Genomic DNA, 26,034 nt, shown 5'->3' with positions numbered 1-26,034 from the left:
GGGCATGCGGCGGATATATAGGCTTTAACGGGATATCCGTGAGCGCAGCCGGGGAGACAGGTCATGGAATGGAAGGGACGTCGACAGTCCGATAATATCGAGGATGAGCGTGGCTCCTCCGGAGGCACCGGACCGCTTGGCGGCGGCGGTGGAGGTTTCAACTTTCCGGGCGGTGGCATGCGGCGGGCCGGCGGCGGCCTCAGCATCGGCACGATCGTCGTTCTGGTGGTGATCTACCTCATTCTCAAGGCGATGGGCATCGACATGCTGCAGATCCTCAGCCAGGGTGATACCGGCAATACCGGCTCCAGCTACCAGCAGAGCAACTCGGCGCCGCAGAACCCGGGCAACGACGAAACCAAGGCGTTTGTCGCCACGGTGCTCGCCGAGACCGAGGATACCTGGGGCGGCATCTTCAAATCCATGGGCAAGACCTATGAGGACCCGAAGCTGGTGCTGTTCACCAACAGGCTGAACTCGGGCTGCGGTCTGGCCTCTACCGCGTCGGGGCCGTTCTACTGCCCGTCTGACCGCAAGATCTATCTCGACATGGGATTCTTCCAGGAGATGAAGGATAAGTTCGGTGCTTCCGGCGATTTCGCGCAGGCCTATGTGGTTGCCCACGAGGTCGGCCATCACGTGCAGAACCTGCTTGGCATCCTGCCAAAGGCCGATCAGGCCCGAAGCCAGATGAACGAAGTGGACAGCAACAAGATGTCTGTTCGCATCGAGTTGCAGGCAGACTGCTTTGCCGGGATCTGGGGCAAGTTTACGCAGCAGAAGGGCATTCTCGACAATGGCGATCTGGAAGAGGCGTTGAACGCAGCCCAGCAGATCGGCGACGATACGCTGCAGAAGAAGAGCCAGGGCTACGTCGTGCCTGATAGCTTCAACCACGGGACCTCGGCGCAGCGTGTCAAATGGTTCAAGCAGGGTTTCGACAGCGGCAAGCTGACATCCTGCGACACGTTCTCGAACCCGGTCTGAGCGAACGCTCGCTATCTGGTTTGGTATTGATAAGGGCCGGCATTGCGGGGATATTGCGATGCCGGCCTTTTGCTTGTTACGCGTATTTCATGGCATTGAGGTCCGACAGCAGCGTCGGGCCGGTTGGCCGCCAGCCGAGCGTTGCCTGCGTGTGGGCGCTGGATGCGGGCATGTCCATGCCGACAAACATGCCCATCCAGCCAAAATGCATCGACGCCTCTTCAGGTGCAATCGAGACGACCGGTACGTTTAGACCCCGCCCAAGGGCTTCGGCGATTGCACGGCTCTCGATGCCTTCTTCGCCAACAGCGTTATAACGGGCTCCCCGTTCGGCCTTTTCTATGGCGAGCCGATAGAGACGCGCGACATCCAGGAGATGGCCGGCAGGCCAGCGATTGCGGCCATCGCCAACATAGGCCGAGACGCCTTTCTGCCGTGCTATATCGAGCAGCGGCGTTATCAGGCCCTGCTTGAACGTGTCGTGGACTTGCGGCAACCGCATCACAGAGACGTTGATCCCCTGTTCCAGAAGCGCGTTTCCGGCAAGCTCCGAGGTGATGCGTGGATTGGGATGGCTGACATCGAACACGTCCTCCGTCGCAGGCTCACCATGGCCACGGCTACCGATACCTGTGCCTGATGTGATGACGAGCGGCCGGTCCGAACCGGCGAGGGCCGATCCCAGCGCTTCGATGGCGCGCCCGTCTTTTCCGCAATTCTCTACAAATCGCGAAAAGTCGTGGTCGAAGGCGGCGTGGATGACGCCATCCGCCTTTGCCGCGCCGTTGCGCAGGCTGTCAGCATCCTCCAGCGTTCCACGGTGGACTTCGACACCCGCTGCAGCCAACGCCGCAGCACCTGCATCCGAGCGCGTCATGCCGATCACCTGATGGCCTGCCTTGAGGAGTTCGGGCACCAGGGCCGAACCAATGAAGCCGGTAGCACCGGTCAAAAATATACGCACGATAGACCTCCTTGTGTTGGGTGCAATCACTATCGCCGACATATTTATCCTGTTAAAGTAGTGACCTTATCAGGGTATAAACTATAACGGGATCGCCATGCCGACAAATGCCGCAGGTTCACTGGCGTCCTTCCTGAAGGACCGTCGCACGCGTCTCGATCCAGCGGCGTTCGGATTCTCCGGACGCAGGCGGACGCCTGGCCTGCGCAGGGAGGAGGTCGCCCAGCGCGCCAACATCAGTCCGACGTGGTACACTTGGCTGGAGCAGGGGCGCGGTGGTGCACCGTCTGCCGACGTTCTGAACCGGATTGCCAGCGGGCTGATGCTGACAGAGCCGGAACGCGAGCATCTGTTCATGCTTGGTCTCGGGCGACCACCCGAGGTCTGCTACAAATCGGTCGAGGGCGTCTCTCCCCGTCTTCAACGGCTGCTGGATACGCTCGACGCCAGTCCTGCGTTCATCAAGACCGCCACCTGGGATGTCGTCGCCTGGAACCAGGCTTCAGCAGTCGTTTTGACCGACTACGGCGCACTTCCGGCAGAGCAGCGCAATATCCTGCGCCTGATGTTCTGCAATCCTTCCATCAAGGGCAAGCAGCATGATTGGGAAAGTGTCGCGCGCGTCGTCGTCAGCGCTTTCAGGGCCGATGTGGCCCGGGCGGGTGCGGTTTCCGAGGTTGCCGATCTCGTCGAGGAACTGTGTCAGGCCAGCCCCGAATTCACGGCGTTATGGCGGGAAAACGACGTCAAGATCCACGGCGACGGCCTGAAGCGGCTCCTCCACCCGATTCTCGGACTGGTTGAACTGGAATACTCCGCCTTCGCCGTCGACGGCCGGCCCGACCTCAGTCTGTTCATCTACAATCCAGTCGACCCAGGTATCGCCGACCGCATCCGCGTGCTTGCCGCAGAGCGTCAACGTGCTCGCGAGGGGAATTCGACCTGAACGCCGCCGGAATAGCCTGAGAGGCCTTTCAGCCGGCGGACGCCCGCTTCTCCAGGAGCTGTTCGAAAGCCGCCTTGATCTTCATGACATGCGGCGTCTTGTATTCGAAGCCTTCATTGTGGAGATGGACCAGCATGGTGGCGTTGACCTCGAAGACCACGACCTTGCCATTCTCATCGATTGAGCAGTCAATGCCGAAATAATCGAGATTGACGATGCGCCTGATGGTCTCGAGGGCTGCCATGGCGGATGGGCCGAAGACATGCGTCGGCTTTTCCAGGAAAGCCTCTTCCTCACGGCGCATCCATTCGAGTTCCGTCATGCGTGTCGAGATATGATGGACTTTCCAGCTTTCGCCGATCGCCAGATGATAGGGAAAGATCTCGTCGCCGACGAAAATCAGCCGGTATTTTCGAAAGAAACCGTCCGGCGAGCGATAGTCCACGAAGTCTGTGAGATAGAGCGGCTGATCGCCTGCTTGCTCGGCAAAAGTCCGCAATTCTTGCCGGCTGGCCACAACTTCCATCTTCTCGCCGCCATGCGTGCCGGCATTGCGCACGATCAGCGGAAAGGCGTGGCTCTCGCCATCGGCAAGGCGGCGCAGGAGTTCGGCCGCGCCGATACGGACGGTGGCGGGCACGACAGTATCGCGGACGGCGACCAGGCGTCGTGAGATTGTCTGGCGGTCGGTTCCGACGATCAGCGCCGGATGATTGATTACCGGTTTGCGCAACGACGCGACGAGTTCACCGAGCGCGCCGATCATGTCGAGGCCGAGGTCGGCATCGGAGATGAGGTTGACGACGACGTCGGCACTTTTGGCGAGTGCCGCGACATCGTAGTAGTGGTTCTCCAGCACGATCACTAGGTCCGTATCGAAGCGGACATTCCGGATGAGATCTTCGTAGGGCGTATTGCCTGCAAAGGGCGAGAACAGCATCAGCGCCCGGAAAGCTGCCGGCTGCTGCGATGCTGGATAGCTGCAGGCCACGCCGGCCTTGGCGGCGGCAAGAAAGCTCACCCTTGCGGCATCAGTGTTGCCGAGATGCAGTTCGGCGTTGCCGCAGAGAAGCAGCGCGTCCTGATTGCCGGGTTCGAGTGCCAGCACGGCACGAGCGGCCAGCAGCGCTTCGTCCATCATTCCGGCAGCCTTCAGGGCGACGCCGAGGTTCGTCATACACGAGATATCATCGGGCGAGAGCGTCAGGGCGCGTTCGTAGGCCGCAATCGCCTGGCCGAGGTTGCCAGCCTTCTGCAGGAGATCTCCGAGCAACGACCAGGAAGAGACGTCGGCCGGCTGAAGTGTGCAGGCGCGGGCAGCGGCATCGATCGCCGCCGGCAGGTCGCCCAGCGATTCCAGCACATGGCTACGCTTGACGAAGGCCGGGGCATGATCGTTTTTCAGGGCAATCGACCGGTCGAGACTGGACAGGGCCTCTTGCAGGTGCCAGCCCTCGGCCTGCAGGTCGCCGCGGTTGTACCAGCAGACAGCATCGTCCGGCCGCAAGGTCACGAGCCTGTCGTAGCATTGCAAGGCACCTGCCGCATCGCCCGTCGATCGCAGTGCCATCGCCAAGCCGTTCAGCGCCTGGATGTCGTCCGGTCGGATGCGCAGCGATGTTTCGAACCAGGAAATTGCTTCCAATGGCCTGTCGACCTGGATCAGGAGATAGGCGAGCGTATTGCAGGCGACAGGTTCGCCGCTGACGAGCCTGTGCTCCGACTGGAGGAGGGCGATGGCACCATGATAGTCTGCCGCGCCCAGCAATTCTGCAGTTCGGCCGAGGATGGCGGGCAGGGCTGACGGCTCGGGAGACAAAGGCACGACGTACTGGTTCATAAAATCGGCTTTCAAGAGACGCGGTAATCGTAGTTTTTGCCCCGTTGTCTCATTGCCAATTCAGTCTTGTTTGAAGCTTACCAGCCCGTATCGTCATGTTCCGGGCTGTTCCCATCACTTAAAACTCAATGGCGGCCTTTTTCGCTGTCCATGTGGGCCAGCATGGCAGTCGGGTATCGGTCGCCGGCGGCAGCATCTTTCGGGACAGCCGTCTCGATGGCTGCGAGATCGTCGGCGGAAAGATGCACGGCCTGCGAGCCGAGCGCCTCGCTCAGGCGGTCGCGACGGCGGGCGCCGACGAGGGGGATGATGTCCGCACCCTTGGCCGCCACCCAGGCAATGGCAATCTGCGCGACCGAGGCATTCCGGGCTTTCGCGACTGTGCGAAGCGCCTCTACCAGTGCGAGGTTCTGATCGATATTTCCTTCCTGGAAGCGCGGGCTGAAGGCGCGGAAATCCCCCTTGGACTTGCCGCCATCCTTCTGCCAGTGGCCGCTGATCAGCCCCCTGGACAGGACGCCGTAGGCGGTGATGGCAATGCCGAGTTCGCGGCACGTCGGCAGGATCGTCTCCTCGATGCCGCGCGAGATCAGCGAGTACTCGATCTGCAGATCGACGATTTCGTGCACGGCTGCTGCCCGGCGGATGGTGTCGGCACCGACTTCCGAAAGGCCGATATGGCGGACATATCCGGCCTTGATGAGGTCGGCGATGGCTCCAACCGTCTCCTCTATCGGCACGCTCGGATCGAGGCGCGCCGGGCGGTAGATGTCGATGTGGTCGACGCCAAGCCGCTGCAGCGTGTAGGCGACGAAGTTCTTGATCGCCGCAGGCCGGCAGTCATAGCCGCTCCAGCCGCCGGCGGGATCGCGGAGCGCACCGAACTTGACGCTGAGCAGGAAGTCGTCGCGATTGCGGCCCTTGATGGCTTCGCCGATCAGCATCTCGTTGTGGCCCATGCCATAGAAGTCGCCGGTGTCGAGCAGATTGACGCCTGCTTCGAGGGTCGCGTGGATGGTGCCGATGCTTTCTGCCCGGTCCGATGGACCGTACATGCCGGACATGCCCATGCAGCCGAGGCCGATTGACGATACTTCAGGGCCGGTGTTGCCCAGACGAACCTTTTCCATGCTCATTCTCCTTGATGGCCGACTTCCGTCTGAAGTCTTCGAAAGACGTTTACTCCGTCGCGTGTTGTGCGATAATCGGTATATTGAGAAACAGGCCGTACGGAATTTTGCACAATGGACGACCTGCCGCTCGGCGATCTCGCCGCCTTCCATGCCGTTGCCCGAGAGCGCAGTTTTCGCGCCGCCGCCCGCAAGCGCAACGTCTCGCCTTCTGCGCTTAGCGAGGCGGTGCGCCGACTGGAGGAAAAGCTCGGCCTGCGGCTGTTGAACCGTACCACCCGCAGCGTTACCCCGACGGAGGCCGGCGAGCGGCTGATGGAGCGACTGGCGCCTGCGTTCAGCGATGTTGCTGCCGCACTCGATCAACTCAACAGTTCCGACGATAACCCGGCCGGCACGTTGAAGCTGAACATCCCCTCCATCGTTGCCCGCTATATCATGCCCGGGCTGCTTGGTCGTTTCATGGCGCTCTATCCGGATATCCGGCTGGAGGTGGCTGCCGACGATAGCTTCATCGACGTGCTGGCCGCCGGCTTCGACGCCGGTGTGCGCTATGGCGAGAGGCTGGAACAGGACATGATCGCGGTACCGCTCGGGCCGCGCGAGCAGCGTTATGTTACCGCCGCGTCTCCGGCCTATCTCGAAGCCAATGGTACGCCGCAACATCCGAGCGACCTGCTCGAGCACCGCTGCATCCGACACCGCTTCGTCAGCCGTTCGGTGGGACTTTGGGAATTCGAGCGAGGCGAGGAGAGCCTCGTCCTGTCGCCGCCGGCCTCGCTGATCACCGATTCGCTCGAGATCGAGGTCGGTGCCGCCGTGCGCGGACTGGGCGTGCTGCGCTGCTTCGAAGAGATTGTCGCGCCAGCCGTCGCAAAGGGAGAGCTGGTCCTTATTCTCGACGAATGGGTCAGCCGGTTTCCCGGACCTTACCTCTACTATGCCAGCCGCCGGCAGATGCCCGGGCCGCTGCGCGCCTTCGTGGATTTTTTAAAGGCCGATCAGAGGCGGGCCGCCCAGCCGTGAAATATCGATATCTAATGTTCTGTTTTGGAACGGGTTTTCGCAACTTATCGATCAATAAATTTGATCTGTTCACCCATTGTTTCTGCGCTAGGATGGCGCCGACAAGTACTGCGGTTTCGCGTTCCCGTTCTGTCTCTTCAAACGGCCGGATGTACCAACACAGGCGCCTATCATGATCGATCCGACATTTGCCCGCCGCGGCCTCTTCCTCGTTTTTGTCATCCTGCTCCTCGACATCATCGGCATTGCCATCATTATGCCGGTGCTGCCGGCCTATCTCGAGGAATTGACGGGGGCCTCGATCAGCGAGGCTGCGGTGGAAGGGGGATGGCTGCTGCTCGCCTATGCCGGCATGCAGTTCCTGTTTGCGCCGTTCATCGGCAATCTCTCGGATCGATTCGGGCGCCGGCCTGTCCTGTTGGCGTCGGTACTGACCTTTGCCATCGACAACCTGATCTGCGCGCTGGCGACAAGTTACTGGATGCTGTTCGTTGGTCGAATCCTGGCCGGCATCAGCGGTGCCAGCATCGCCACATGCTCGGCTTACATCGCCGATGTCAGCAATGACCAGAACCGCTCGAAAAATTTCGGGCTGATCGGCATCGCTTTCGGCGTGGGATTCGTGCTCGGGCCGATTATCGGCGGTTTTCTCGGCGGGTTCGGTCCGCGCGTGCCGTTTTTCGGCGCTGCATTCGTGTCGCTGGTCAACTTCGTGCTCGCCTGCTTCATGTTGCCCGAGACGCTGGAAGCGAAGAACCGACGCCGGTTCGACCTCTCGCGGGCCAACCCTTTCGGTGCGCTGAAGCAGATGCGCAGCTATCCCGGCATCGGCTGGATCGGCCTGGTGTTTTTCCTCTACTGGCTGGCCCACACCGTCTATCCCGCCGTCTGGCCTTTCGTCAGCGCCGACCGGTACGGCTGGAACGAGCGGCAGATCGGTCTGTCGCTCGGCGTGTTCGGCATCGGCAGTGCCGTCGTCATGGGCTTCGTCATGCCGCGCCTGGTGCCCGTCCTCGGCGAATGGCGGACGGCGCTGGTCGGTCTTGCTTTCTGTACCGCTGGTCTTGCCGGCTATGCCTTCGCCTGGGAGGGGTGGATGGTCTATGCGGTCATCGTTGCGACTGCGTTGGAAAGCGTGGCGGATGCGCCGCTGCGCAGCATTGCCTCAGCCTCTGTGCCGGCCTCGGCGCAGGGCGAGTTGCAGGGTGCTATGAGCAGCCTTTCCAGCCTGACGACGATCATCGGGCCACTGATCTTCACCCAGTTGTTCGGTTGGTTCACCGGTCCCAGCGCACCCATCGTCTTTGCCGGGGCTCCCTACGCACTGGCATCGGTCTTCCTGCTGGTGGCGCTTGTGGTCTTTGTGGTCAGGGTGCGCTCGAAAGCGCGAGACATGCAAGAAAATGCCTAAGGCTTAGTCATTCCTCATGGAATTTGCCGCATTCTTCGTCAAAATTGCTCTCGCGACTGGCTTATGAAGCCTATTTGCGCTACCAGCGCCCGAAACGCTTGCGACCCGTCCGGTCGATCAGCGCAGCGAACGACGAGACTTTCGACATGGATACGCCTTTGCTTGCGCAGCGTTTTGCGCATAACGATGATAATTCCTGGCCAGCGCATTTTCGCGCTGCAATCATGCTTGGCGTGCCGCTGATCGGTGCACAGCTGGCGCAGCTCGGTATAAACACGACGGATGTGATGATCGTCGGCAGGCTCGGGGCCGAGCAACTGGCCGCCATGGTGCTGTCGGGCCAGTTCCTTTTCACCATCCTCATTTTCGGCTCCGGCTTTTCCATCGCCGTCATTCCGATGGTGGCGCAGGCCTATGGGCGCGACGACGTCATCAGCGTCCGCCGCTCTCTGCGGATGGGGCTGTGGGTGGCCGTTGCCTACTGGCTGATCATGCAACCGGCGTTTTACTACGCCGAGGACATTCTGCTTGCCGCCGGGCAGAAGCCGGATGTCGCCAGACTGGCGGCCGGCTATATCGCGATCGGCCATTTCGCGCTGCTGCCGGCGTCGCTCTATAATGTGATCCGCTCGCTGGTCAGCGCCATCGGGCGGGCGAGCATCGTGCTCTACGTCACCATCGCCATGCTCGCCATGAATGCGCTGCTGGCCTACGGGCTGGTGCTCGGCCATTTTGGCCTGCCTGCCATGGGTCTGCGGGGTGCCGCCTATGTGGCGCTTGCGGTGCAGACGGCTGGCTTCCTGTTCATCGTCGGCTATGTCCAGAGCGTTGCCGAGACACGCCGCTATGAGATTTTCGTTCGCCTTTGGCGGCCGGACTGGCATGCCTTGTGGGACGTTGTGCGGCTCGGCCTGCCGATCAGCATCACCATCCTTGCCGAAGTCAGCTTGTTTACCGCAGCCTCGTTGCTGATCGGCAGGATCGGCACCATCGAGCTTGCCGCCCACGGCATTGCGCTGCAATGGGCATCCATCGCCTTCATGATCCCGCTCGGGCTTTCGCAGGCGGCCACCGTTCTCGTCGGCGTCGCCCACGGCCGTGGCGACCGCACTGCACTGGTGCGCGCCGCGATTACCGTGCTCATCATCTCCTCGACGCTGTCCGTCATCGGCGGTATCCTGTTTGCCACGATGCCTGAATATTTCGGGAGCTGGTTCCTCGATGTGACCTCTGCCGAGGCGCCGCAGGTGTTGGCCTATGCCGCGCCGTTGATCGTCGTCGCCGGAATATTCCAACTGGTGGATGGGTTGCAGGCTATCGCCAGCGGCCTATTACGCGGTCTGAAGGACGCGCGAGTGCCGATGATCATCGCTCTGGTGGCCTACTGGCCGATCGGCTTCCTGCTCGCCTGGGTGCTGGCCTTTCCGCTCGGCCTCGGCGGCATCGGCATCTGGCTCGGCTTCCTCATCGGTCTCGCGGCAGCGGCAACGATGCTCTGCGTGCGGTTCTATCTGCTGGTGAAGGCGGAAGGCCGCGACGAGTTGGCTGATTGAAATAGCGCTCGGGGAATGACTGGTGACGATCAGTCGTCTGGCAAGCTGTTGGCTTCGATTACGGTGCTGACGATTGGCTTGAGGTTGTAGATCGAAGCAATGGCCTCGAGTGCCTGGACGGCATCGCGATTATAGCCGCGTTCGGAGATCATCCGGACAAACGCCCTCGTGCTCATCAGCGTCATTGGCACCGTTGCAGCTGCCATGAGGCTGGGCACGGCGCCATCTTCGTACAGTACCAATGCTTCGTCGGCATCGCGGGGGTCGAGTGTCTCCACATATTCGCGGATCGCCCGTTCACCGCTGTTGCGCATCGCACGCTTCAATTTCTGAAGATCTAGCGGATTCTTGGCGCGACTGCGCAAGGCTGAGATCGCTATTCCCTCCAGCGTTTCGGCATGCTCAATAGCGCCGTTCATGCTCGCTATCCAGGTTGATATCTCGGCTGCAAAGGGTTTCGTTGGGTCGCCGCAGACTTCCTCCTCGATCCGATCAACGAGAACGATCCTGCGGTTCGTCAGGCGCATGGAATCCAGAAGGCCGGCTGCTGCGAGCCGGATCAACGGCCCCGCATCTGCAATGATGATCGGATTTTGCCCAGACATGCCCATCTCGTATTTGTCTCGCCGCGCCTGCACGCCCCTACCGATAGCAATTTTCTCAGTGGCATCCCATCCAATACCAAAAGCCCTGGACTGAAAATTCAGCCGGGGCTCCGTTCAGTCTCCGCGATAAGGTTCAGCGTTCGGCGAGTGCCGTTTCACCCTTCTTCTCGCGCACCATGTTGATGAAACGGCGGAAGAGGTAGTGGCTATCCTGCGGGCCGGGCGAAGCCTCCGGATGGTGCTGGACGGAGAACACCGGCTTGCCGGAAAGCCTGAGGCCGCAGTTCGAGCCGTCAAACAGAGAAACGTGAGTCTCCTCAACGCCTTCTGGCAGTGAATTCGAGTCGACCGCAAAGCCATGGTTCATGGAAACGATCTCGACCTTGCCCGTCGTATGGTCCTTGACCGGATGGTTGGCGCCGTGGTGGCCCTGATGCATCTTTTCGGTCTTGCCGCCGAGCGCCAGGCCGAGCATCTGGTGGCCGAGGCAGATGCCGAACAGCGGAACATCGCTACTGATCAGGTCCTTGATGACAGGCACGGCGTATTCGCCGGTTGGCGCCGGGTCGCCCGGGCCATTCGACAGGAAAACGCCGTCCGGCTTCAGAGCAAGTACGTCTTCGCTCGATGCGTTGGCGGGCACGATCGTGACCTTGCAGTCGAGACCGGCAAACAGCCTAAGGATGTTGCGCTTGACGCCGTAGTCGAGGCAGACGACGTGATATTTTGCGTCTTCGGGGCTGAGTTCGCCGTAACCCTCGTTCCAGACCCAAGGGGTCTGTGCCCACTGCGCCGACTGGCCAGATGTCGCGACCTTGGCGAGATCGAGGCCTTCGAGGCCGCTCCACGCCTTGGCGTCGGCCTTCAACTGGTCGATATCGAATGTGCCCGTCGGGTCGTGGGCGATGACGGCGTTCGGCGCGCCATGCTCGCGGATCCAGGACGTAAGCGCACGGGTGTCGATGCCGCACATGCCGATGATGCCGCGGCCCTTCAGCCAGGCGTCGAGATGCTTGAGCGAGCGGTAGTTCGAAGGGTCGCTGATATCGGCCTTGAAGATGACGCCGACTGCGCCGTGGCGCGCGGCGGGCGTCAGATCCTCGACATCCTCGTCGTTGGCGCCGACATTGCCGATATGTGGGAAGGTGAAGGTGACGATCTGGCCGAGATAGGACGGGTCGGTGAGGATCTCCTCGTAGCCGGTCAGCGCCGTATTGAAGCAAACTTCGGCCTGTACCTTGCCTGTTGCTCCGATGCCCTTGCCCTCGATCACGGTACCATCGGCAAGAACCAGCATGGCAGTGGGCTTTTCGGTCGTCCAGGGTGCAGTCGCGGTCATTATCATCCCGTTTCCGGCGTGAGCGTGCCAAAACCTTGCATAGGCCGGCCGCAGTCGCCATTCTGGTTCGCGGACAGAGGCGCACGACAAGGGTCGCGCTTTATCAGATCCTGACATCGATGTGTGTGCAGGTGCCGGTCAATAGCCAAATGTGCCCTGCCGGTCAATCTATTCCCGGGCATTTCCCGCGCAATTGCGTTGATCCGTCGCGACCCTATGGTCTAAGAGGTGGGCATACAGAGGAGGGGCGGCCTATTCGGCGGTTGCCCCGTTCAAGGAGTAAGACCATGATCCGCGAAACGCTTGCCAACGCCCAGAAAGATGCGATGCGCGCTAAGGACACCGCGCGGTTATCGACGGTGCGGCTGATCCTGTCGGCCATCAAGGACCGCGACATCGCCAATCGCGGCGTCGCCAAGGAGCCGGCCAGCGACGACGAGATCCTGCAGATTCTTGCCAAGATGATCAAACAGCGCGACGAATCGGCGAAGATCTATGACGAGGGCAAGCGCCCGGAACTGGCAGCCAAGGAGCGCGAGGAAATCGCGATCATCCAGGGCTACATGCCGGAGCAGATTTCCGACGACCAGACACGCGATATCATCGCTGCCGTTATCGCCGAGATCGGTGCTGCCGGCATCAAGGACATGGGCAAGTGCATGGCTATGCTTAAAGAACGCTACGCCGGCCAGATGGATTTCGCCAAGGCTTCGGGAATTCTCAAGGATTTGCTGAAGTAATCAGGCAGGTCGGCAGATATAAAAAAGGCAGGAGCTGGGGGGAGCTCCTGCCTTTGTACTTTGCAGCCGTCTGATGACGCAGGGTGGGGCCCAAAAATCAGACGTCTATAGCAAAGCCACCCATGTGAGACCGCGCCGGGGGTAGGGATGGTGTCTCACATGGGGATCGGAAATTCATCGGTTGGTACCGACCTTCGTTTGTGTCGCGGGATGATGCGCCATCTGCCAGGCCATCACTGCCTGGTCGAAGGATTTGAGGCCGTTGGCCTGGCTGTCGTTCATGGCCGAGGCACTGTAGTTTGCCATCGCGAAGATGGCTGCGGCGGCAAAGGGGACGATCAGTATTCGCATGCCAATCTCCTAAACAGAAAGCTCTCCTCGGCTTCCGGTTCGGCGGGGCTGTCCGGACATGTCGCGTCGCAAAGATATTAACTCTGCCGGCATGTCCCAATCCGTACTTGCAAGCTATTGCGCTGCAGCATGCTTTTCAAATTACAAAAAAATAATGTTTCGCGCGGCAAGTTCGGCCGCAAATGCGCCGTGATCGAGGTGTCGGCAGCGGCGATCTGCCACCTCGTTGTAACCGATGCCGCCGCTATTTGGCTCGCCGCCTCTTTTCCTCACTCATGTAGTGGCGCAGGACAGCGTTGATCCGCGTCTGGTAGCCCTTGCCGCCAGCCTGGAAGAAATCGACAATATCCTGATCGAGCCTGATCGACAGGGCTTTCTTGGCGACGGGAACGACCCACTCGGCCTTCGACCAGTCGATGTCGATGAAGTCAGCCCAATCGGGATCGTCGCGCATGGCACGCTCGATGTCCTCGTCGGTCATGGCATCGACGCGCGCCCAGTCTGTCTCGCTCACCTCGCCACGGGCGCGTTTCGCAAGGATTTCCTCAAGGGTTATTCTGGTGATATTCTCTGATTTCATTAGTTCGTGCCGCACGGGCTGAAATGATCCGGCAAATCTCGCCTCTCATCGTATAGACAATCGCGATCAGTTTTCCGGAGTCGGGGCAGATCGCCACCGTGCGGATTTCTCCCTGTCTGTCGGAGCGGTATTCGATATGCGGTTCACGCAAGGCGAGAACCGCATCCTCGAAATCAATTCCGTGTTTGCGCAAATTCGATTGGCGTTTGTCATCGTCCCATTCGTGGGAGGTAAATGTTATTCTAATAAGCGGCATTGAGTTCGATTGTCCCTCACAGCCGCTGTGCTTGATTGCTGTAAAGCAAACTGTATATACAAAGCCCGTTTTGTCAATCCTGTGGATCAGCACCTACCCTCACGAGTTTCATGGCAATGGCGGACGTTAGGGCTTATAGGAGAAGCATCAGCCAGAGGTGTCCATGCGATTTTCCCCGACCTTTCTTGACGAGATCCGCGACCGCGTTCCGATATCGGACGTGATCGCGCGGCGCGTCAGCTGGGACAAGCGCAAGACCAACGTGTCGCGGGCCGACTATTGGGCCTGTTGCCCGTTCCATGGCGAGAAATCGCCGAGCTTTCACTGCGAGGATCGCAAGGGTCGCTACCACTGCTTCGGCTGCGGCGTCACCGGAGATCACTTCCGTTTCCTGACGGATCTCGAGGGGCTTAGCTTTCCGGAGGCCGTGCAGCATGTGGCAGACATGGCCGGCATTGCCATGCCGGCGGCCGATCCTGTCGCGGAAAAACGCCAGCGCGAGCAGACCTCGCTGCTCGACGTGATGGAGATGGCAACGCAGTATTTCCAGGAGCAGCTGCAGACCGCGAACGGCGCCCGGGCGCGGGCCTATCTTCGTGACCGCGGCCTGACCGGCCGGACGATCGAGACCTTCCGGCTCGGCTTCGCGCTCGACAGCCGTAACGCGCTGAAGGAATATCTGGCGGGAAAGAATGTGCCGAAGGACCAGATCGAGGCCTGCGGGCTGGTGGTTCACGGGCCGGACGTTCCGGTTGCCTACGACCGGTTTCGCGACCGCATCATGTTTCCGATCCTGTCCTCGCGCGACAAGGTGATTGCCTTTGGCGGCCGCGCCATGGCTCCGGATGCGCCGGCCAAGTACTTGAACTCGAACGAGACCGAGCTCTTCCACAAGGGCAACGTACTCTACAACTTCAATCGCGCCCGGCGCGCCAGCCAGGGTGTCGATGGCACCGGCACAATCATTGCCGTCGAAGGCTACATGGACGTCATCGCGCTGCATCAGGCCGGCATCGAGAATGTCGTGGCGCCGCTCGGTACCGCGCTGACCGAAAATCAGCTGGAGCTTTTGTGGCGGATGACGCCGCAGCCGGTGCTGTGCTTCGATGGCGATGCCGCCGGTATCCGCGCCGCCAACCGGGGCGTCGATCTCGCCCTGCCGAGGCTGAAGCCCGGCTATTCCGTGCGTTTTGCCATGCTGCCGGATGGCAAGGACCCGGATGACATGGTGCGCCACGAGGGCAGGGCGCCGTTTGACAAGGTGATGGCGCAGGCCCGGCCGTTGGCTGAAATGGTCTGGGGCCGAGAGATCTCAAGCGGCAGGTTCGACACGCCTGAAAGCCGCGCCGAGTTGGAAGCCCGTCTAAAGCAGATGGTCACAGTCATTGCCGACGAAAATGTCCGTCGCCACTACCAGCAGGATATCCGCGACCGCTTAAATGCGTTTTTCCAGCCGCAGTTTCGCAACGGTGGCAACCAGCAGGGCCGTAATTTCCGTAGCGGCAATGCCAGCGGCAGTGGTCGCAACAATCCGCGCGGCAACGGACCTGCCAGCACCAAGGCGCCGAACGCCATTTCCGACCGATTGACCGGCTCCGGCATGGTGCGCGGCCACAACGCCACGCCGGCCTTGCGCGAAAGCGTGCTGGCGCTGACGATCGTCAACCATCCGCTGCTGCTGCAGGATGAGTATGACGAGATCGCCTCCATCGACTACGACAACCGTGATCTGCAGCGCCTGTGGTCGGCCATGCTCGGCACCGCGGCGGCACTGGCTGGCCCGCACCTGACCCGCGAGCATCTGGTCGAGCGGCTGGAGGCGCAGGGGTTTGCGGCGCTGATCAAGGGGCTGGACCAGCAGGTGCGCAATGCGCGGCTCTGGACTGCCACAGAGGAGGCCGCCATCGAGGATGCCCGCGAGGGATATCGCCAGGCGCTTGGCCTTCACAAGCGCACCAAGGCGCTGCGCTGGCAGAAGATCGAGTTGGAGCGCGAGATTGCCGATGCCACCGAGGCCGGTGCCGAGGATGACATCGACCAGCTGATGCGGGCGCTGAACGAGATCCAGCTGGAAATCTCCCGCATGGAAAACCAGGAAGCCATCATCGACGGCTTCGGCCTGCTGTCCGGCCGCGTCAAGGCAGCCGTCACCCACGGCGGCTGATGGCACTGGGCATTACCCCCTCTGTCAGCTGCGCTGACATCTCCCCCACAAGGGCGGAGATCGTTCTTTTCCCTTGTGGGCTCAAGGCTCTCGGCCAATCTCCCCCCTTGTGGGGGAGATGTCCCGGAGGGACAGAGGGCGGCGGCGCTGCACGCTAGTAATCCATTGCGGTCACCGCCCCATCATCATGCGTCTCCCGTTCCTTCGACCACCGCCGGGTACCGATCGGTCTGTCGCCCAACCAACCAGCGCTGACGCAGCGTCTGTCCCACAGCTTCTGCAGCGCCGCTCCGATGCAGAAGCTCGAAGTCGGAATAGATCGTTCGCGCAACAAAGGTTTACAGAAACCGGGCTCTCTGCGAAGAGGGGCCAGCATTATTGTTGAGGCATAAGGAGTCGCTCCCGGGCCGCGTGCGCATCGCCGCCGAGGCCCGTGGGGGCGCTGGAACAGACCATGCAAAACTCGGACATTGCGCTCTTGCTGACCGCCCTTGGCGGCGTCATTTTTCTCGTCGTTCTCATCGTTTCCCGGGCGCGTCTGCATCCATTGATCGCGCTGATCATCACTTCCATCGCTGTCGGACTGTTGACGGGGATGCCGACGGACAAGCTGGTTAAATCCATCGAGTCAGGTGCCGGCAACACGCTTGGCGCTGTCGGTCTCGTCGTTGCGCTGGGGGCGATGCTGGGCAGGATACTGGCGGATGGAGGGGTGACCGAGGGCATCTCCAATATCATTATCCGCAAGACCTCCGTGCGCCTGCTTCCCTGGGCGATGGCCGGTGCTGCCTTCATCATCGGCATCCCGATGTTCTTCGAGGTCGGGCTGGTCGTCCTCTTGCCGCTGGTCTTCAGCGTGGCGCGCAAGCTCGACGCGGCCTCCAGTATTCGCGGCTCGGCCTATGTCTATGTCGGCGTTCCCGTGATCGCCGCGCTGGCTGCCATGCACGGCATGGTGCCGCCGCATCCGGGACCGCTCACCGCCATCGCCTCGCTGCACACCAATATCGGGGCGACGATGCTCTATGGCTTCCTCGCCGCAATCCCGGCCATCATTCTCGGCGGGCCGGTCTATGGCGCCTTTATCACGCCGAGACTGTCCGTTCGCCCGGATCAGGCGCTCATCGACCAGTTCTCCTCCGAAGGCCGCGTGGACGGAGAGGAGCATACACCGCCTGGCCTCGCGATCAGCCTGCTCACCGCCCTGTTGCCTGCGCTGCTGATGCTCGCGAACGCGATTGCCGAACTGGTCTTCCCGAAGGATGCGGCTGTCGTCCATTTCACCGGGTTTCTGGGCGAGCCGGCCATTGCCATGCTCATCGGCGTGCTGTTTGCCGCCCTGATGCTCGTCTACATCAGAAATGGAAACACGGAGACGCTGCGCAGCTCGATGTCGGCGAGCGTCAAGCCGGTCGCCAACGTCCTCCTGATCATTGCCGGCGGCGGCGCGTTCCAGCATGTGCTGACCGACGCCAAGGTCGGGGATGCGATCATGCATCTCAGCCAGCAGTTCTCCCTATCGCCGCTGATCCTCGGCTGGATCATCTCGATGCTGTTGTCGGTATCGACGGGGTCGGCCACCGTCGGCATCGTCGGAGCATCCGGCCTTCTCGGGCCGCTAGCGGGCGGCGAGGGGTTGAATGTGCCGCTGCTGGCGCTTTCGATCGGCTGCGGCTCGCTGTTCTTCAACTATGCCAACCATGCCGGTTTCTGGCTGGTGAAGGAATCCTTCGGCATGTCTATGGGCGAAGCTACGAAGACGATCTCCGTGGTCCAGTCCATCGTCTCGATGGTCGGGCTGGTGATGGTGCTGCTCATGAACCTGCTGCCGCCGCTGATCTGATCGGCGTGGAATCTCCTTCTCCCCATTGGAGAAGGGAAGTGCCGCGGGTGCAGTCGGCTTCGAAACATGCCATGGTGGGCCAGCCCCGGGGGTGCCTCCCCCCCGTCGATTCGACGGCGACGGCCGAAATGAAACAGCAGCCCGGGAAGGGCCAGGGCGGGCGTGAAGACCTGCCGAGCGAAGGAAGATAATGTCGAAGCCGGAGAAGAACGATCCACGGTTTTCCACCGACGAGGCGCTGTTCGGCCTCGAACCGCCGAGGGATGTCTTCGAGCCGGATCAAGCGGCCGGATGGGAGCCCTATGGCGAGCCGTCTGCTGCGCCAGAGCCGCACACCTCGCGGGCATTGCCGAGATCGTCCGCCGGGCAGGCGCCGCTCGAGGTGCTGAGGCGGATCTATGGCTATCCGGCCTTTCGAGGCAAGCAGCAGCAGGTGGTCGAGCACGTCGTTTCCGGCGGCGATGCGGTCGTGCTGTTTCCGACCGGCGCCGGTAAGTCGCTGTGCTTCCAGATCCCGGCGCTCTGCCGCAACGGCATCGGCATTGTCGTCTCGCCGCTGATTGCGCTGATGCGCGATCAGGTGCAGGCGCTGAAGCAGCTCGGCGTCAACGCCGCGGCGTTGAACTCGTCGATCACCCGCGAAGAGGCGCAATCCATCTATCGCGACATCCGCAACGGCACGCTCGACCTCCTCTACATGACGCCCGAGCGCATCCTTACCGACAATTTTCGCCAGACCATCGGCGACGCGAAGATCGCGCTTTTTGCCATCGACGAGGCCCATTGCGTCTCGCAATGGGGCCATGATTTCCGGCCGGAATACCGCGAGCTCGGCAAACTCGCCGAACAGTTTCCCGGCGTGCCGCGCATCGCGCTGACGGCAACCGCAGACCCGCACACCCGCGACGACATCATCGCAAGGCTGCAGCTCGACACCGCCAAGATCTTCTCCACCAGCTTCGACCGCCCCAACATCGCCTATGAGATCGTCGAGCGCGACCAACCGCGCCAGCAGCTGCTGCGCTTTCTCTCCGGCCACAAGGGCGACAGCGGCATCGTCTACTGCCTGTCGCGCGCCAAGGTCGAAGACACCGCCGAATGGCTGAACGGGCAGGGGATCAGGGCACTCGCCTATCACGCCGGCATGGAGCGGGCGGTGCGCGATGCCAACCAGGATGCGTTCCTGAAGGAGGAAGACCTCTGCCTTGTTGCCACGGTCGCCTTCGGCATGGGCATCGACAAGCCGAACGTCCGTTATGTCGCCCATCTCGACATCCCGGGCTCCGTCGAGGCCTATTATCAGGAAACGGGACGCGCCGGCCGCGACGGCCTGCCGTCCAACGTCTGGATGGCCTATGGCATGGCCGACGTCATCCAGCGCGGCAAGATGATCGACGAAGGCGCGTCGGCACCTGAAATCAAGCGGGTGGAGCGGGCAAAGCTGAACGCGCTGCTCGCCATCTGCGAGACCTCCGGCTGCCGCCGACAGGCGATTTTGGCGCATTTTGGCGAAAGCCACGCAGGCGCCTGCGGCAATTGCGATACCTGCCTGAAGCCGGTGGAAACCTGGGACGGCACGGAGGCGGCGATCAAGGCGCTGGCGGCCATCTACCGCACCGGCGAACGTTTTGGCGCTGGCCACGTCATCGACGTGCTCACGGGCAATGTCAACGAGAAGACCCAGCGCTTCGGCCATGCCGACATGCCGGTCTTCGGGGTCGGAAAGGACATCCCCGTCCGCACCTGGCAATCCGTCTTCCGCCAGCTGCTCGCCGCCGGCCTCGTCAGCGTAGATCATGCAGCCTATGGCGCGCTGAAACTGACGCCGGATGCCAAGGCCGTGTTCAAGAAGGAACGCAGCATCCAGTTCCGCAAGGACCGCCCGGCGACCGGTAAGTCCGCGCGGCGGGGTGCCGGCGCGAGCGGCGCAGGCGGCGGCGCGCCGAGGACGGCCGGCCTGTCGGCAGCGGATGCAGCGCTGTTCGAGGACCTCCGGGCGGAGCGCATGAAGATCGCCAAGACGCTGGGCGTGCCGCCCTATGTCGTGTTTCCGGACACGACGCTGATCGCCATGGCCAGCGAACGGCCGGGCAGCGCGGATGAGATGCTGGCGATCTCAGGCGTGGGGCAGGCGAAGCTGGAGCGCTATGGGGATGCGTTTTTGGCGGTGATTGGGCGGGGGTGAACGCCACGATTAATCACTGTTAGGAGATTTCCAACTTCCTCGAATTTTATCCTTTTTAGATCGATGTGGTCACCGCTGATGCCTAAAAGACCTAAAAGTCACCAAATCGGGGAAGCGGCAATACGCTGTTTCAACACACTAAAGCCTAGTGTTTGGGTAAGCCGTGAGAAGGGATCAGATTATGGCGTTGACTTGGAGGTGGAGTTATTCACGCCGCAAGGTTTGGACACGGGTTTAATATTTAATGTGCAATCAAAAGGCACAGAAAATGAGAATGTCTCTGATAAAGTAAGAATTCGAAGCGAAACTCTTAAATATCTAAATTCATTTGATGTTCCTGCGATAATATTTAGGCATTGCAGTGTAACTAATAGATCGTACTGGATGTGGGCTGAACATGCTTCGCGGAAAGCGAAAGCTGATACAAGGTCAGTCACAATAAAATTTGATCCAAACAATGTTTGGGATGATGAAACACCTGATCGAATTGCGTTTGCTCTGAATTGTCTACGGCTCTTAAAAAAACGTGAAAAATGGACGCGGTTCCCGATTTCTTGGCACGCTGCGTCGCCTACTGAAGTGAACCGTTACAATGCGTTCATTGAGCCTCTTCTAATGGCGTTACCATTTACCGATCAAGCAAGAGGAAGCGATGGCATTCCAATACACCTCGGCCTTGATTCAGGAATATTAACTCTCTCAATAGCAACTCTTTATGAGACATCCGTCGTCTCTGCATCAGATGACAAAAATGATTTAGCAGCGTGCCTATGCTATCTTCTTATTAAGCTCCTAGTTGATTTGAACTTTGATCGTCATGCCGAGCGCGCTGCAGAATATTGTCATGCTGCACGTTTGATCGCACCCAGCCGAGAGCTTTCTTCGGTAGCAGCTTTAGCGCTCTTAGAAGTGCCGTCAAAGGCGGTAGATTTGGCGTTAATGAATGGCCTGCAGATAGAGCAGGATCAATATATGAGTTTGTTTGCCGCCGCGCTCAACCTATCAACCAGGAATTTTGATAATATTTCCAATGAAGTTATAATTTTTTTTAACGAATCGATAGCTTGCCAAAAAGGCAAATTTAATACGTCCGGACTTTCCTACAGTCTCGGAAACTACCTTCGATCTCAAAAAAAATATAAGCTCGCTATAAGGTGCTACAACGATGCACGTAAATCTGATTCAAGCTATCTATCGCGAACATATTTCTATCGGGATCTAGGTGGCATACTTTTTATGTCGGGCCGATACCGATGTGCATCTGTGGCATACTCACGCCTCATAGGAATGGAAGACACACCAAATGCGCGTTTGTTGCTCGCGGACGCTTACTTGAGTCAAAAGAAATACACGGACGCGGAACGTGTTCTAATTCCCGCTTCTTTGCATCCCTCTTCAATTGGCTCCGAGGCGTTGATCAAGTTAAAATTGGCGTCCTGGCTAGGGCGAATAGATCCCAATATCAGGCTCTTTAACTACGACGAACTTTTTCTATTCAGGCAGTCCTTTCTGGATTGTGGTGATAATAAAGCTGCCTTCTGGAGTCATTTGGTACTCACATTTCATTTGGAAAATGACGTTGAGTGTTGGGCGGACGCAATTTTTCTATGCTTGGTAAGCGACAACGTATCTATCATTGAAGACGTTCTTAAGTGTTCGTTGAAATATTGTGGTATTTCCGCTTATTGGAGCGCGAAGGCGCAGCGTCCAGAAGTATTTACTAATTTGATCGTTGCTGAATTTGACGCGTTTGTGGTTGAAGCCAACAAGGCTGTCCGAACGGAGAGACCCTATCGGCCTGGCGAAACTATCGGGGAACCTGGCATTCTTTTTAAACAGGGGGTTCTTCGAATGGAGCCCAGAGTCGACTTCTAGATTTTATCTGCGCTCCAGTTCCGCAAAGTGCCTTATCCCTTCCAAACCCCACCCTTGTCTTTCCCCCCAATCCTCCCCATATCCCACCCATACCGGCCTCCGTGCCAAGTCAGCCCATGTATGTCGGGCTTTTTCCGGGTTTTCCGCATCATTCTTCGCGGAATAGCTTGACGGGAAGGGAAATAGTGGGAATCACCATTTCAGGCAGAGAAGGTCTCGCGCGTCATGGGGCAGCAATGTCCAGCAGTTCGCCAGGTGAACCGTCTGGCCTTGAGCTTTTGGGCGCGCGTGGTTAATTCGGAATTAAAGATCATTCCGTAGGTGTTCGTGAACAATTGCGGCGGGCGAGTTTTTGCCCGGGGCTCTCAAGCCCAACCGCAGGCAGGGCAGCGTCAGGGAAAGCGACTATATAGATGGCAACCAAAGTCAAAGAAAACGAAGAAGCTGAAGTCGAACGCGACGGCGCCTCCGACGGCCCGCTTCTCGATCTTTCCGATGACGCGGTCAAGAAGATGATCAAGGCCGCAAAGAAGCGCGGCTACGTGACGATGGACGAGCTCAATGCCGTCCTCCCGTCCGAGGAAGTCACCTCCGAGCAGATCGAAGATACGATGGCCATGCTCTCGGACATGGGCATCAACGTCGTGGAAGACGAGGACGTCGAGGAGCCCGGCACGCCGGCTTCTTCCGACGACGATGACAACAATAACGAGGAAGAGAGCGAAGGCGGCGAGCTTGCGCCTTCGGCCGGCACCGCCTTGGCCACTGCCAAGAAGAAAGAGCCGACCGACCGCACCGACGATCCGGTGCGCATGTACCTGCGCGAAATGGGCTCTGTCGAGCTTCTGTCGCGCGAGGGCGAAATCGCCATTGCCAAGCGCATCGAGGCCGGTCGCGAGACGATGATCGGCGGTCTCTGCGAAAGCCCGCTGACGTTCCAGGCGCTGATCATCTGGCGCGACGAGCTCAACGAGGGCACGACACTTTTGCGCGAGATCATCGATCTCGAAACCACCTATTCCGGCCCGGAAGCGAAGGCCGCTCCGCAGTTCCAGAGCCCGGAGAAGATCGAGGCCGACCGCAAGCTTGCGGAAGAGAAGGAAAAGACCCGCAAGGCCCGCTTCGGCGACGACGACATCACCAATGTCGGCGGCGAAGGCCAGCGCGAGGAAGAGGAAGAGGAGGACGACGAGTCCAGCCTTTCGCTTGCCGCGATGGAACTCGAGCTGCGCCCGCAGGTCATGCTGACGCTCGACACCATTGCCGAAACCTACAAGAAGCTGCGCAAGCTGCAGGACCAGCAGGTCGAGCAGCGTCTTGCTGCCGCCGGCGCGCTCTCGTCGGCCCAGGAGCGCCGCTACAAGGAGCTCAAGGACGAGCTCATCAAGTCGGTCAAGTCGCTGTCGCTTAACCAGAACCGCATCGATGCGCTGGTCGAGCAGCTCTACGACATCAACAAGCGTCTGGTGCAGAACGAGGGCAAGCTGCTGCGCCTGTCGGAATCCTATGGCGTCAAGCGCGACAGTTTTCTCGAACATTACTCCGGTGCCGAGCTCGATCCGAACTGGATGACCTTCATCTCCAACCTCACCGGTCGGGGCTGGAAGCAGTTTGCCGAAGGCGAAGCCCGGACGATCACCGATATCCGCGGTGACATCCAGAGCCTTGCCACGGAAACCGGGATCTCCATCTCGGAATTCCGCCGTATCGTGCACATGGTCCAGAAGGGCGAGCGCGAGGCGCGCATCGCCAAGAAGGAAATGGTCGAGGCAAACCTGCGCCTCGTCATCTCGATCGCCAAGAAGTACACGAACCGCGGCCTGCAGTTCCTCGATCTCATCCAGGAAGGCAATATCGGCCTGATGAAGGCGGTCGACAAGTTCGAGTATCGTCGCGGCTACAAGTTCTCGACCTATGCGACGTGGTGGATCCGCCAGGCGATCACCCGCTCGATCGCCGACCAGGCCCGCACGATCCGCATCCCGGTGCACATGATCGAGACGATCAACAAGATCGTCCGGACGTCGCGCCAGATGCTGCACGAGATCGGCCGCGAGCCGACCCCGGAAGAGCTGGCCGAGAAGCTGGCCATGCCGCTCGAAAAGGTCCGCAAGGTCCTGAAGATCGCCAAGGAGCCGATTTCGCTCGAGACCCCGGTCGGCGACGAGGAAGACAGCCATCTCGGCGACTTTATCGAGGACAAGAACGCGCTGCTGCCGATCGACGCCGCCATCCAGGCAAACCTGCGCGAAACCACGACCCGCGTTCTGGCATCCCTGACGCCGCGCGAGGAACGCGTGTTGCGCATGCGCTTCGGTATCGGCATGAACACGGACCACACGCTGGAAGAAGTCGGCCAGCAGTTCTCGGTCACACGCGAACGTATCCGCCAGATCGAAGCCAAGGCGCTCCGCAAGCTCAAGCACCCAAGCCGCAGCCGCAAGCTGCGCTCGTTCCTCGACAGCTGAGGTTTTTGCGAGAGGTTACCAATAGAAACCCGGTCAGTTTTAACTGGCCGGGTTTTTTCATGGGGCAAGGCAGGGGTGGCCAAGGCTCGACGCGGCTGTCTGGAGAAGGTGGTCGAAGGTGACCAGGGTTGCGGACGCGTCCATGGCAATCGCCAGATGCAACGCGTCGGCGGCGCGTATCCCGAGCTCATGTCGATCACACAGGCGTGCCGCGGCCTCGAAGACCCGCAATCTTGCGGCAATTTCACGAGCTCTGCCGGTCATGGGTGGACGCGGCGTCCGGCAATCCCCATCTCTGCTCCCTCTCTGTGTGCTGACGGGATGGTGATCGCGAATCCGGTATCTTCGCAAGTCGGCAGGCGTTAAGGAATTCGGATGATTGGTATTCTGGCATATTTTCCAGGCGGCGACGCGTCGATGGACCGGCACTGAAGGATGGCGAACGAACGGCTTGTGCGGTGGCGGAAGACGCTTTGGGTGGTGCTTGCCTCGCTTGTCGTGCATGTGCTGGTCGTGGCGTTGTTCTTCCTGCCGGACGCCGCGAAGATGCCGGAACCCGCCAAGGAGGATACCGTCAGCGTCGAGCTGGTGCCGCCGCCAGAAGAGCCGAAACCGCCGGAGCCGAAGCCGGAGGCTGAAAAGCCTCCCGAGCCTTTGAAAATGCCGGAGCCGGAAAAACCGCCCGAGCCGGCAAAACCAACCGAACCTGCGAAAGCCGAGCAACCGCCGGCCCCCCCGGAGCCCCCGCCGCCGCCGGCCGCTGATAAGCCGCCGGAGGAAAAGCCGGCGCCGCCCCCCCCGCCGCCGCCGCCGGCGGCTGAGAAAGCGCCGGAGGAAAAACCACCGCCGCCGCCACCGCCGGAGCAAAAGCCGCCCGAGACGCCGCCGAAGGCCGAACCTCCCGGGGCCGAGCAGTCGCGGATCCGCGCGCTCGATCCGGTTTTCCGTTATGGCGACAAGGATGCCGGGCCGAAGAAATCGGAAGACGGCAACAGCGCGGAGGGCGATACCAAACCGACGACGCCGGACGAGACAGCAAAGCCCGATGCGAACAATGCCAGGCCAGCTGATGCGGTGGCGCAAACGCCGGAAGCCGCAGCAACTCCGGAAACGCCACCGGAGGTGCCCCCGACCGACCAGCCGCCGGCTGCACAGCCACCGAGTGAGACGCCTCTTGCCGATACGCCGCCAATGGATGCGCCGGCCGGGGCAGGGCCTTTGCCGCCAAACATCGACCTTCCGCAGGTAGACGTGCCCGACAGCACCGCCGAAAAGAACGGTCCGCCGTCCACCAGCCCCGATAGTGCCAAGGTCGAGCTGGCTCCGGCACCGCCCTCCAATCTGCCGAAAGGCAAGCCCGCGCTGCCAAAGCCAGGTGGAAAACCCGGCGAAGCAGCAATGACGAAGGCAAAGACGCTGTTTTCCCGCAGCGAGACCGGAGACGCCGCTTCGACCCGGGCGATGGGCAATATCCCGCGTGGGGTTCGCGCCGGAGAGTTGTGCGCCAGCGAGTTGCGTGAACAATTGCGGCACGCAGCGCCAGTCTATCGACCCGAGCTGCTGCCGGCCTACCGACTGCCGTCAGGCAACGTTCTCGACGTGAAGCGTAGCCAGTTTCGCGCCGATGGAAAGTGGTACAATCTGCGCTTTCGCTGTGAACTGGATGCTGAGGCGACAAAAGTACAGTCCTTTTCCTTCGACATAGGCGAGCCGGTGCCACGGAGTGAATGGCGAAGCCGTGGGTTCCCCGACAACTAGAAACAGGATGCTT

Annotated in this window: 21 protein-coding genes; 12 read left to right on the top strand and 9 right to left on the bottom strand. The window is 60.5% G+C overall.

Annotation, left to right across the window (positions count from 1 at the left end; genetic code table 11):
* Positions 1 to 63: 63 nt before the first annotated feature.
* Entirely contained in the window at positions 64 to 987 is a 924-nt protein-coding gene (gene ypfJ / locus PR017_RS09850; protein WP_111222739.1) for a KPN_02809 family neutral zinc metallopeptidase, read from the top strand.
* 76 nt (positions 988 to 1,063) lie between these two features.
* Here ypfJ and PR017_RS09845 read toward each other — a convergent pair whose 3' ends face one another.
* On the bottom strand, positions 1,064 to 1,951 hold the full coding sequence (locus PR017_RS09845; RefSeq protein WP_111222740.1) for an SDR family oxidoreductase: 888 nt from the start codon (positions 1,949 to 1,951) through the stop codon (positions 1,064 to 1,066).
* A 97-nt stretch (positions 1,952 to 2,048) separates the two neighbouring features.
* Here PR017_RS09845 and PR017_RS09840 point away from each other — a divergent pair, with 97 nt between their 5' ends.
* Entirely contained in the window at positions 2,049 to 2,897 is an 849-nt protein-coding gene (locus PR017_RS09840) for a helix-turn-helix transcriptional regulator (RefSeq protein ID WP_111222741.1), read from the top strand.
* A 28-nt stretch (positions 2,898 to 2,925) separates the two neighbouring features.
* Here the strand turns inward: PR017_RS09840 and PR017_RS09835 are convergent, their stop codons facing one another.
* Together PR017_RS09835 and PR017_RS09830 are read right to left on the bottom strand one after the other, a co-directional pair.
* Entirely contained in the window at positions 2,926 to 4,737 is a 1,812-nt protein-coding gene (locus PR017_RS09835) for a tetratricopeptide repeat protein (protein ID WP_111222742.1), read from the bottom strand.
* A gap of 125 nt (positions 4,738 to 4,862) precedes the next feature.
* Positions 4,863 to 5,867 (bottom strand): aldo/keto reductase, encoded by a 1,005-nt coding sequence (locus PR017_RS09830; RefSeq protein ID WP_111222743.1) that lies wholly within the window; start codon positions 5,865 to 5,867, stop codon positions 4,863 to 4,865.
* 114 nt (positions 5,868 to 5,981) lie between these two features.
* Here PR017_RS09830 and PR017_RS09825 point away from each other — a divergent pair, with 114 nt between their 5' ends.
* The 3 genes from PR017_RS09825 to PR017_RS09815 all read left to right on the top strand — a co-directional run bounded on the left by PR017_RS09825 (position 5,982) and on the right by PR017_RS09815 (position 9,857).
* Entirely contained in the window at positions 5,982 to 6,893 is a 912-nt protein-coding gene (locus tag PR017_RS09825; RefSeq protein WP_111222744.1) for a LysR family transcriptional regulator, read from the top strand.
* A 172-nt stretch (positions 6,894 to 7,065) separates the two neighbouring features.
* Positions 7,066 to 8,304, top strand: coding sequence for a TCR/Tet family MFS transporter (locus PR017_RS09820; RefSeq protein ID WP_111222745.1), 1,239 nt, complete (start codon positions 7,066 to 7,068; stop codon positions 8,302 to 8,304).
* 146 nt (positions 8,305 to 8,450) lie between these two features.
* Entirely contained in the window at positions 8,451 to 9,857 is a 1,407-nt protein-coding gene (locus PR017_RS09815; RefSeq protein WP_111223011.1) for an MATE family efflux transporter, read from the top strand.
* A gap of 29 nt (positions 9,858 to 9,886) precedes the next feature.
* Here the strand turns inward: PR017_RS09815 and PR017_RS09810 are convergent, their stop codons facing one another.
* Together PR017_RS09810 and carA are read right to left on the bottom strand one after the other, a co-directional pair.
* Positions 9,887 to 10,462, bottom strand: a complete 576-nt coding sequence (locus PR017_RS09810; protein WP_111222746.1) for a hypothetical protein — start codon at positions 10,460 to 10,462, stop codon at positions 9,887 to 9,889.
* 133 nt (positions 10,463 to 10,595) lie between these two features.
* Positions 10,596 to 11,801, bottom strand: a complete 1,206-nt coding sequence (carA, locus tag PR017_RS09805) for a glutamine-hydrolyzing carbamoyl-phosphate synthase small subunit (protein WP_111222747.1) — start codon at positions 11,799 to 11,801, stop codon at positions 10,596 to 10,598.
* A 287-nt stretch (positions 11,802 to 12,088) separates the two neighbouring features.
* On the opposite strand from carA, the gene PR017_RS09800 reads away from it, so the two are divergent.
* Positions 12,089 to 12,541 (top strand): GatB/YqeY domain-containing protein, encoded by a 453-nt coding sequence (locus tag PR017_RS09800; protein WP_111222748.1) that lies wholly within the window; start codon positions 12,089 to 12,091, stop codon positions 12,539 to 12,541.
* 174 nt (positions 12,542 to 12,715) lie between these two features.
* Here the strand turns inward: PR017_RS09800 and PR017_RS09795 are convergent, their stop codons facing one another.
* The 3 genes from PR017_RS09795 to PR017_RS09785 all read right to left on the bottom strand — a co-directional run bounded on the left by PR017_RS09795 (position 12,716) and on the right by PR017_RS09785 (position 13,821).
* Entirely contained in the window at positions 12,716 to 12,892 is a 177-nt protein-coding gene (locus tag PR017_RS09795; RefSeq protein ID WP_154677487.1) for a hypothetical protein, read from the bottom strand.
* A gap of 244 nt (positions 12,893 to 13,136) precedes the next feature.
* Positions 13,137 to 13,472 carry a BrnA antitoxin family protein gene (locus PR017_RS09790; protein WP_111222749.1) on the bottom strand — a complete coding sequence of 112 codons (336 nt, stop codon included), beginning with the start codon at positions 13,470 to 13,472 and terminating at the stop codon, positions 13,137 to 13,139.
* Positions 13,438 to 13,821 carry a BrnT family toxin gene (locus tag PR017_RS09785; protein WP_279619504.1) on the bottom strand — a complete coding sequence of 128 codons (384 nt, stop codon included), beginning with the start codon at positions 13,819 to 13,821 and terminating at the stop codon, positions 13,438 to 13,440. Before PR017_RS09785 ends, PR017_RS09790 begins: the two co-directional genes overlap by 35 nt.
* Before the next feature lie 70 nt (positions 13,822 to 13,891).
* On the opposite strand from PR017_RS09785, the gene dnaG reads away from it, so the two are divergent.
* The 5 genes from dnaG to rpoD all read left to right on the top strand — a co-directional run bounded on the left by dnaG (position 13,892) and on the right by rpoD (position 24,263).
* Positions 13,892 to 15,892 (top strand): DNA primase, encoded by a 2,001-nt coding sequence (gene dnaG / locus PR017_RS09780; protein ID WP_111222751.1) that lies wholly within the window; start codon positions 13,892 to 13,894, stop codon positions 15,890 to 15,892.
* A gap of 454 nt (positions 15,893 to 16,346) precedes the next feature.
* Complete coding sequence (locus PR017_RS09775; protein WP_111222752.1) at positions 16,347 to 17,735, top strand: GntP family permease; 1,389 nt, start codon at positions 16,347 to 16,349, stop codon at positions 17,733 to 17,735.
* A gap of 190 nt (positions 17,736 to 17,925) precedes the next feature.
* A complete protein-coding gene (gene recQ / locus PR017_RS09770; protein WP_111222753.1) occupies positions 17,926 to 19,920 on the top strand; it encodes a DNA helicase RecQ in 1,995 nt (664 codons plus the stop codon).
* Positions 19,921 to 19,998: 78 nt separating this feature from the next.
* Positions 19,999 to 21,795 (top strand): DUF4365 domain-containing protein, encoded by a 1,797-nt coding sequence (locus PR017_RS09765; RefSeq protein WP_161959392.1) that lies wholly within the window; start codon positions 19,999 to 20,001, stop codon positions 21,793 to 21,795.
* Between the two features lie 413 nt (positions 21,796 to 22,208).
* Positions 22,209 to 24,263 carry an RNA polymerase sigma factor RpoD gene (rpoD, locus tag PR017_RS09760; protein ID WP_111222755.1) on the top strand — a complete coding sequence of 685 codons (2,055 nt, stop codon included), beginning with the start codon at positions 22,209 to 22,211 and terminating at the stop codon, positions 24,261 to 24,263.
* A gap of 57 nt (positions 24,264 to 24,320) precedes the next feature.
* On the opposite strand, the gene PR017_RS09755 is transcribed toward rpoD, so the two are convergent.
* Positions 24,321 to 24,527, bottom strand: a complete 207-nt coding sequence (locus PR017_RS09755; RefSeq protein ID WP_133255666.1) for a PIN domain-containing protein — start codon at positions 24,525 to 24,527, stop codon at positions 24,321 to 24,323.
* A gap of 171 nt (positions 24,528 to 24,698) precedes the next feature.
* Here PR017_RS09755 and PR017_RS09750 point away from each other — a divergent pair, with 171 nt between their 5' ends.
* On the top strand, positions 24,699 to 26,021 hold the full coding sequence (locus PR017_RS09750) for a DUF930 domain-containing protein (protein ID WP_111222756.1): 1,323 nt from the start codon (positions 24,699 to 24,701) through the stop codon (positions 26,019 to 26,021).
* Positions 26,022 to 26,034 lie beyond the last annotated feature (13 nt).

It is taken from the genome of Rhizobium tumorigenes (assembly GCF_003240565.2).
Classification (GTDB): Bacteria; Pseudomonadota; Alphaproteobacteria; order Rhizobiales; family Rhizobiaceae; genus Rhizobium; species Rhizobium tumorigenes.
Note: the sequence above shows the minus strand (reverse complement) of the source record. Positions and strands in the feature narration are given on the sequence as shown.

Excerpts from the sequence above, each read along its gene's own strand:
- PR017_RS09815 (WP_111223011.1), top strand. The coding sequence starts at position 8,451 with ATGGATACGCCTTTGCTTGCGCAGCGTTTTGCGCATAACGATGATAAT.
- recQ (WP_111222753.1), top strand. The coding sequence starts at position 17,926 with ATGTCGAAGCCGGAGAAGAACGATCCACGGTTTTCCACCGACGAGGCG.
- PR017_RS09790 (WP_111222749.1), bottom strand. The coding sequence starts at position 13,472 with ATGAAATCAGAGAATATCACCAGAATAACCCTTGAGGAAATCCTTGCG.
- PR017_RS09835 (WP_111222742.1), bottom strand. The coding sequence starts at position 4,737 with ATGAACCAGTACGTCGTGCCTTTGTCTCCCGAGCCGTCAGCCCTGCCC.
- PR017_RS09750 (WP_111222756.1), top strand. The coding sequence starts at position 24,699 with ATGGCGAACGAACGGCTTGTGCGGTGGCGGAAGACGCTTTGGGTGGTG.
- PR017_RS09765 (WP_161959392.1), top strand. The coding sequence starts at position 19,999 with ATGCCTAAAAGACCTAAAAGTCACCAAATCGGGGAAGCGGCAATACGC.
- PR017_RS09755 (WP_133255666.1), bottom strand. The coding sequence starts at position 24,527 with ATGACCGGCAGAGCTCGTGAAATTGCCGCAAGATTGCGGGTCTTCGAG.
- PR017_RS09830 (WP_111222743.1), bottom strand. The coding sequence starts at position 5,867 with ATGGAAAAGGTTCGTCTGGGCAACACCGGCCCTGAAGTATCGTCAATC.
- rpoD (WP_111222755.1), top strand. The coding sequence starts at position 22,209 with ATGGCAACCAAAGTCAAAGAAAACGAAGAAGCTGAAGTCGAACGCGAC.
- PR017_RS09820 (WP_111222745.1), top strand. The coding sequence starts at position 7,066 with ATGATCGATCCGACATTTGCCCGCCGCGGCCTCTTCCTCGTTTTTGTC.
- PR017_RS09810 (WP_111222746.1), bottom strand. The coding sequence starts at position 10,462 with ATGTCTGGGCAAAATCCGATCATCATTGCAGATGCGGGGCCGTTGATC.
- PR017_RS09800 (WP_111222748.1), top strand. The coding sequence starts at position 12,089 with ATGATCCGCGAAACGCTTGCCAACGCCCAGAAAGATGCGATGCGCGCT.
- carA (WP_111222747.1), bottom strand. The coding sequence starts at position 11,801 with ATGACCGCGACTGCACCCTGGACGACCGAAAAGCCCACTGCCATGCTG.
- PR017_RS09795 (WP_154677487.1), bottom strand. The coding sequence starts at position 12,892 with ATGCGAATACTGATCGTCCCCTTTGCCGCCGCAGCCATCTTCGCGATG.
- ypfJ (WP_111222739.1), top strand. The coding sequence starts at position 64 with ATGGAATGGAAGGGACGTCGACAGTCCGATAATATCGAGGATGAGCGT.
- dnaG (WP_111222751.1), top strand. The coding sequence starts at position 13,892 with ATGCGATTTTCCCCGACCTTTCTTGACGAGATCCGCGACCGCGTTCCG.
- PR017_RS09840 (WP_111222741.1), top strand. The coding sequence starts at position 2,049 with ATGCCGACAAATGCCGCAGGTTCACTGGCGTCCTTCCTGAAGGACCGT.
- PR017_RS09775 (WP_111222752.1), top strand. The coding sequence starts at position 16,347 with ATGCAAAACTCGGACATTGCGCTCTTGCTGACCGCCCTTGGCGGCGTC.
- PR017_RS09825 (WP_111222744.1), top strand. The coding sequence starts at position 5,982 with ATGGACGACCTGCCGCTCGGCGATCTCGCCGCCTTCCATGCCGTTGCC.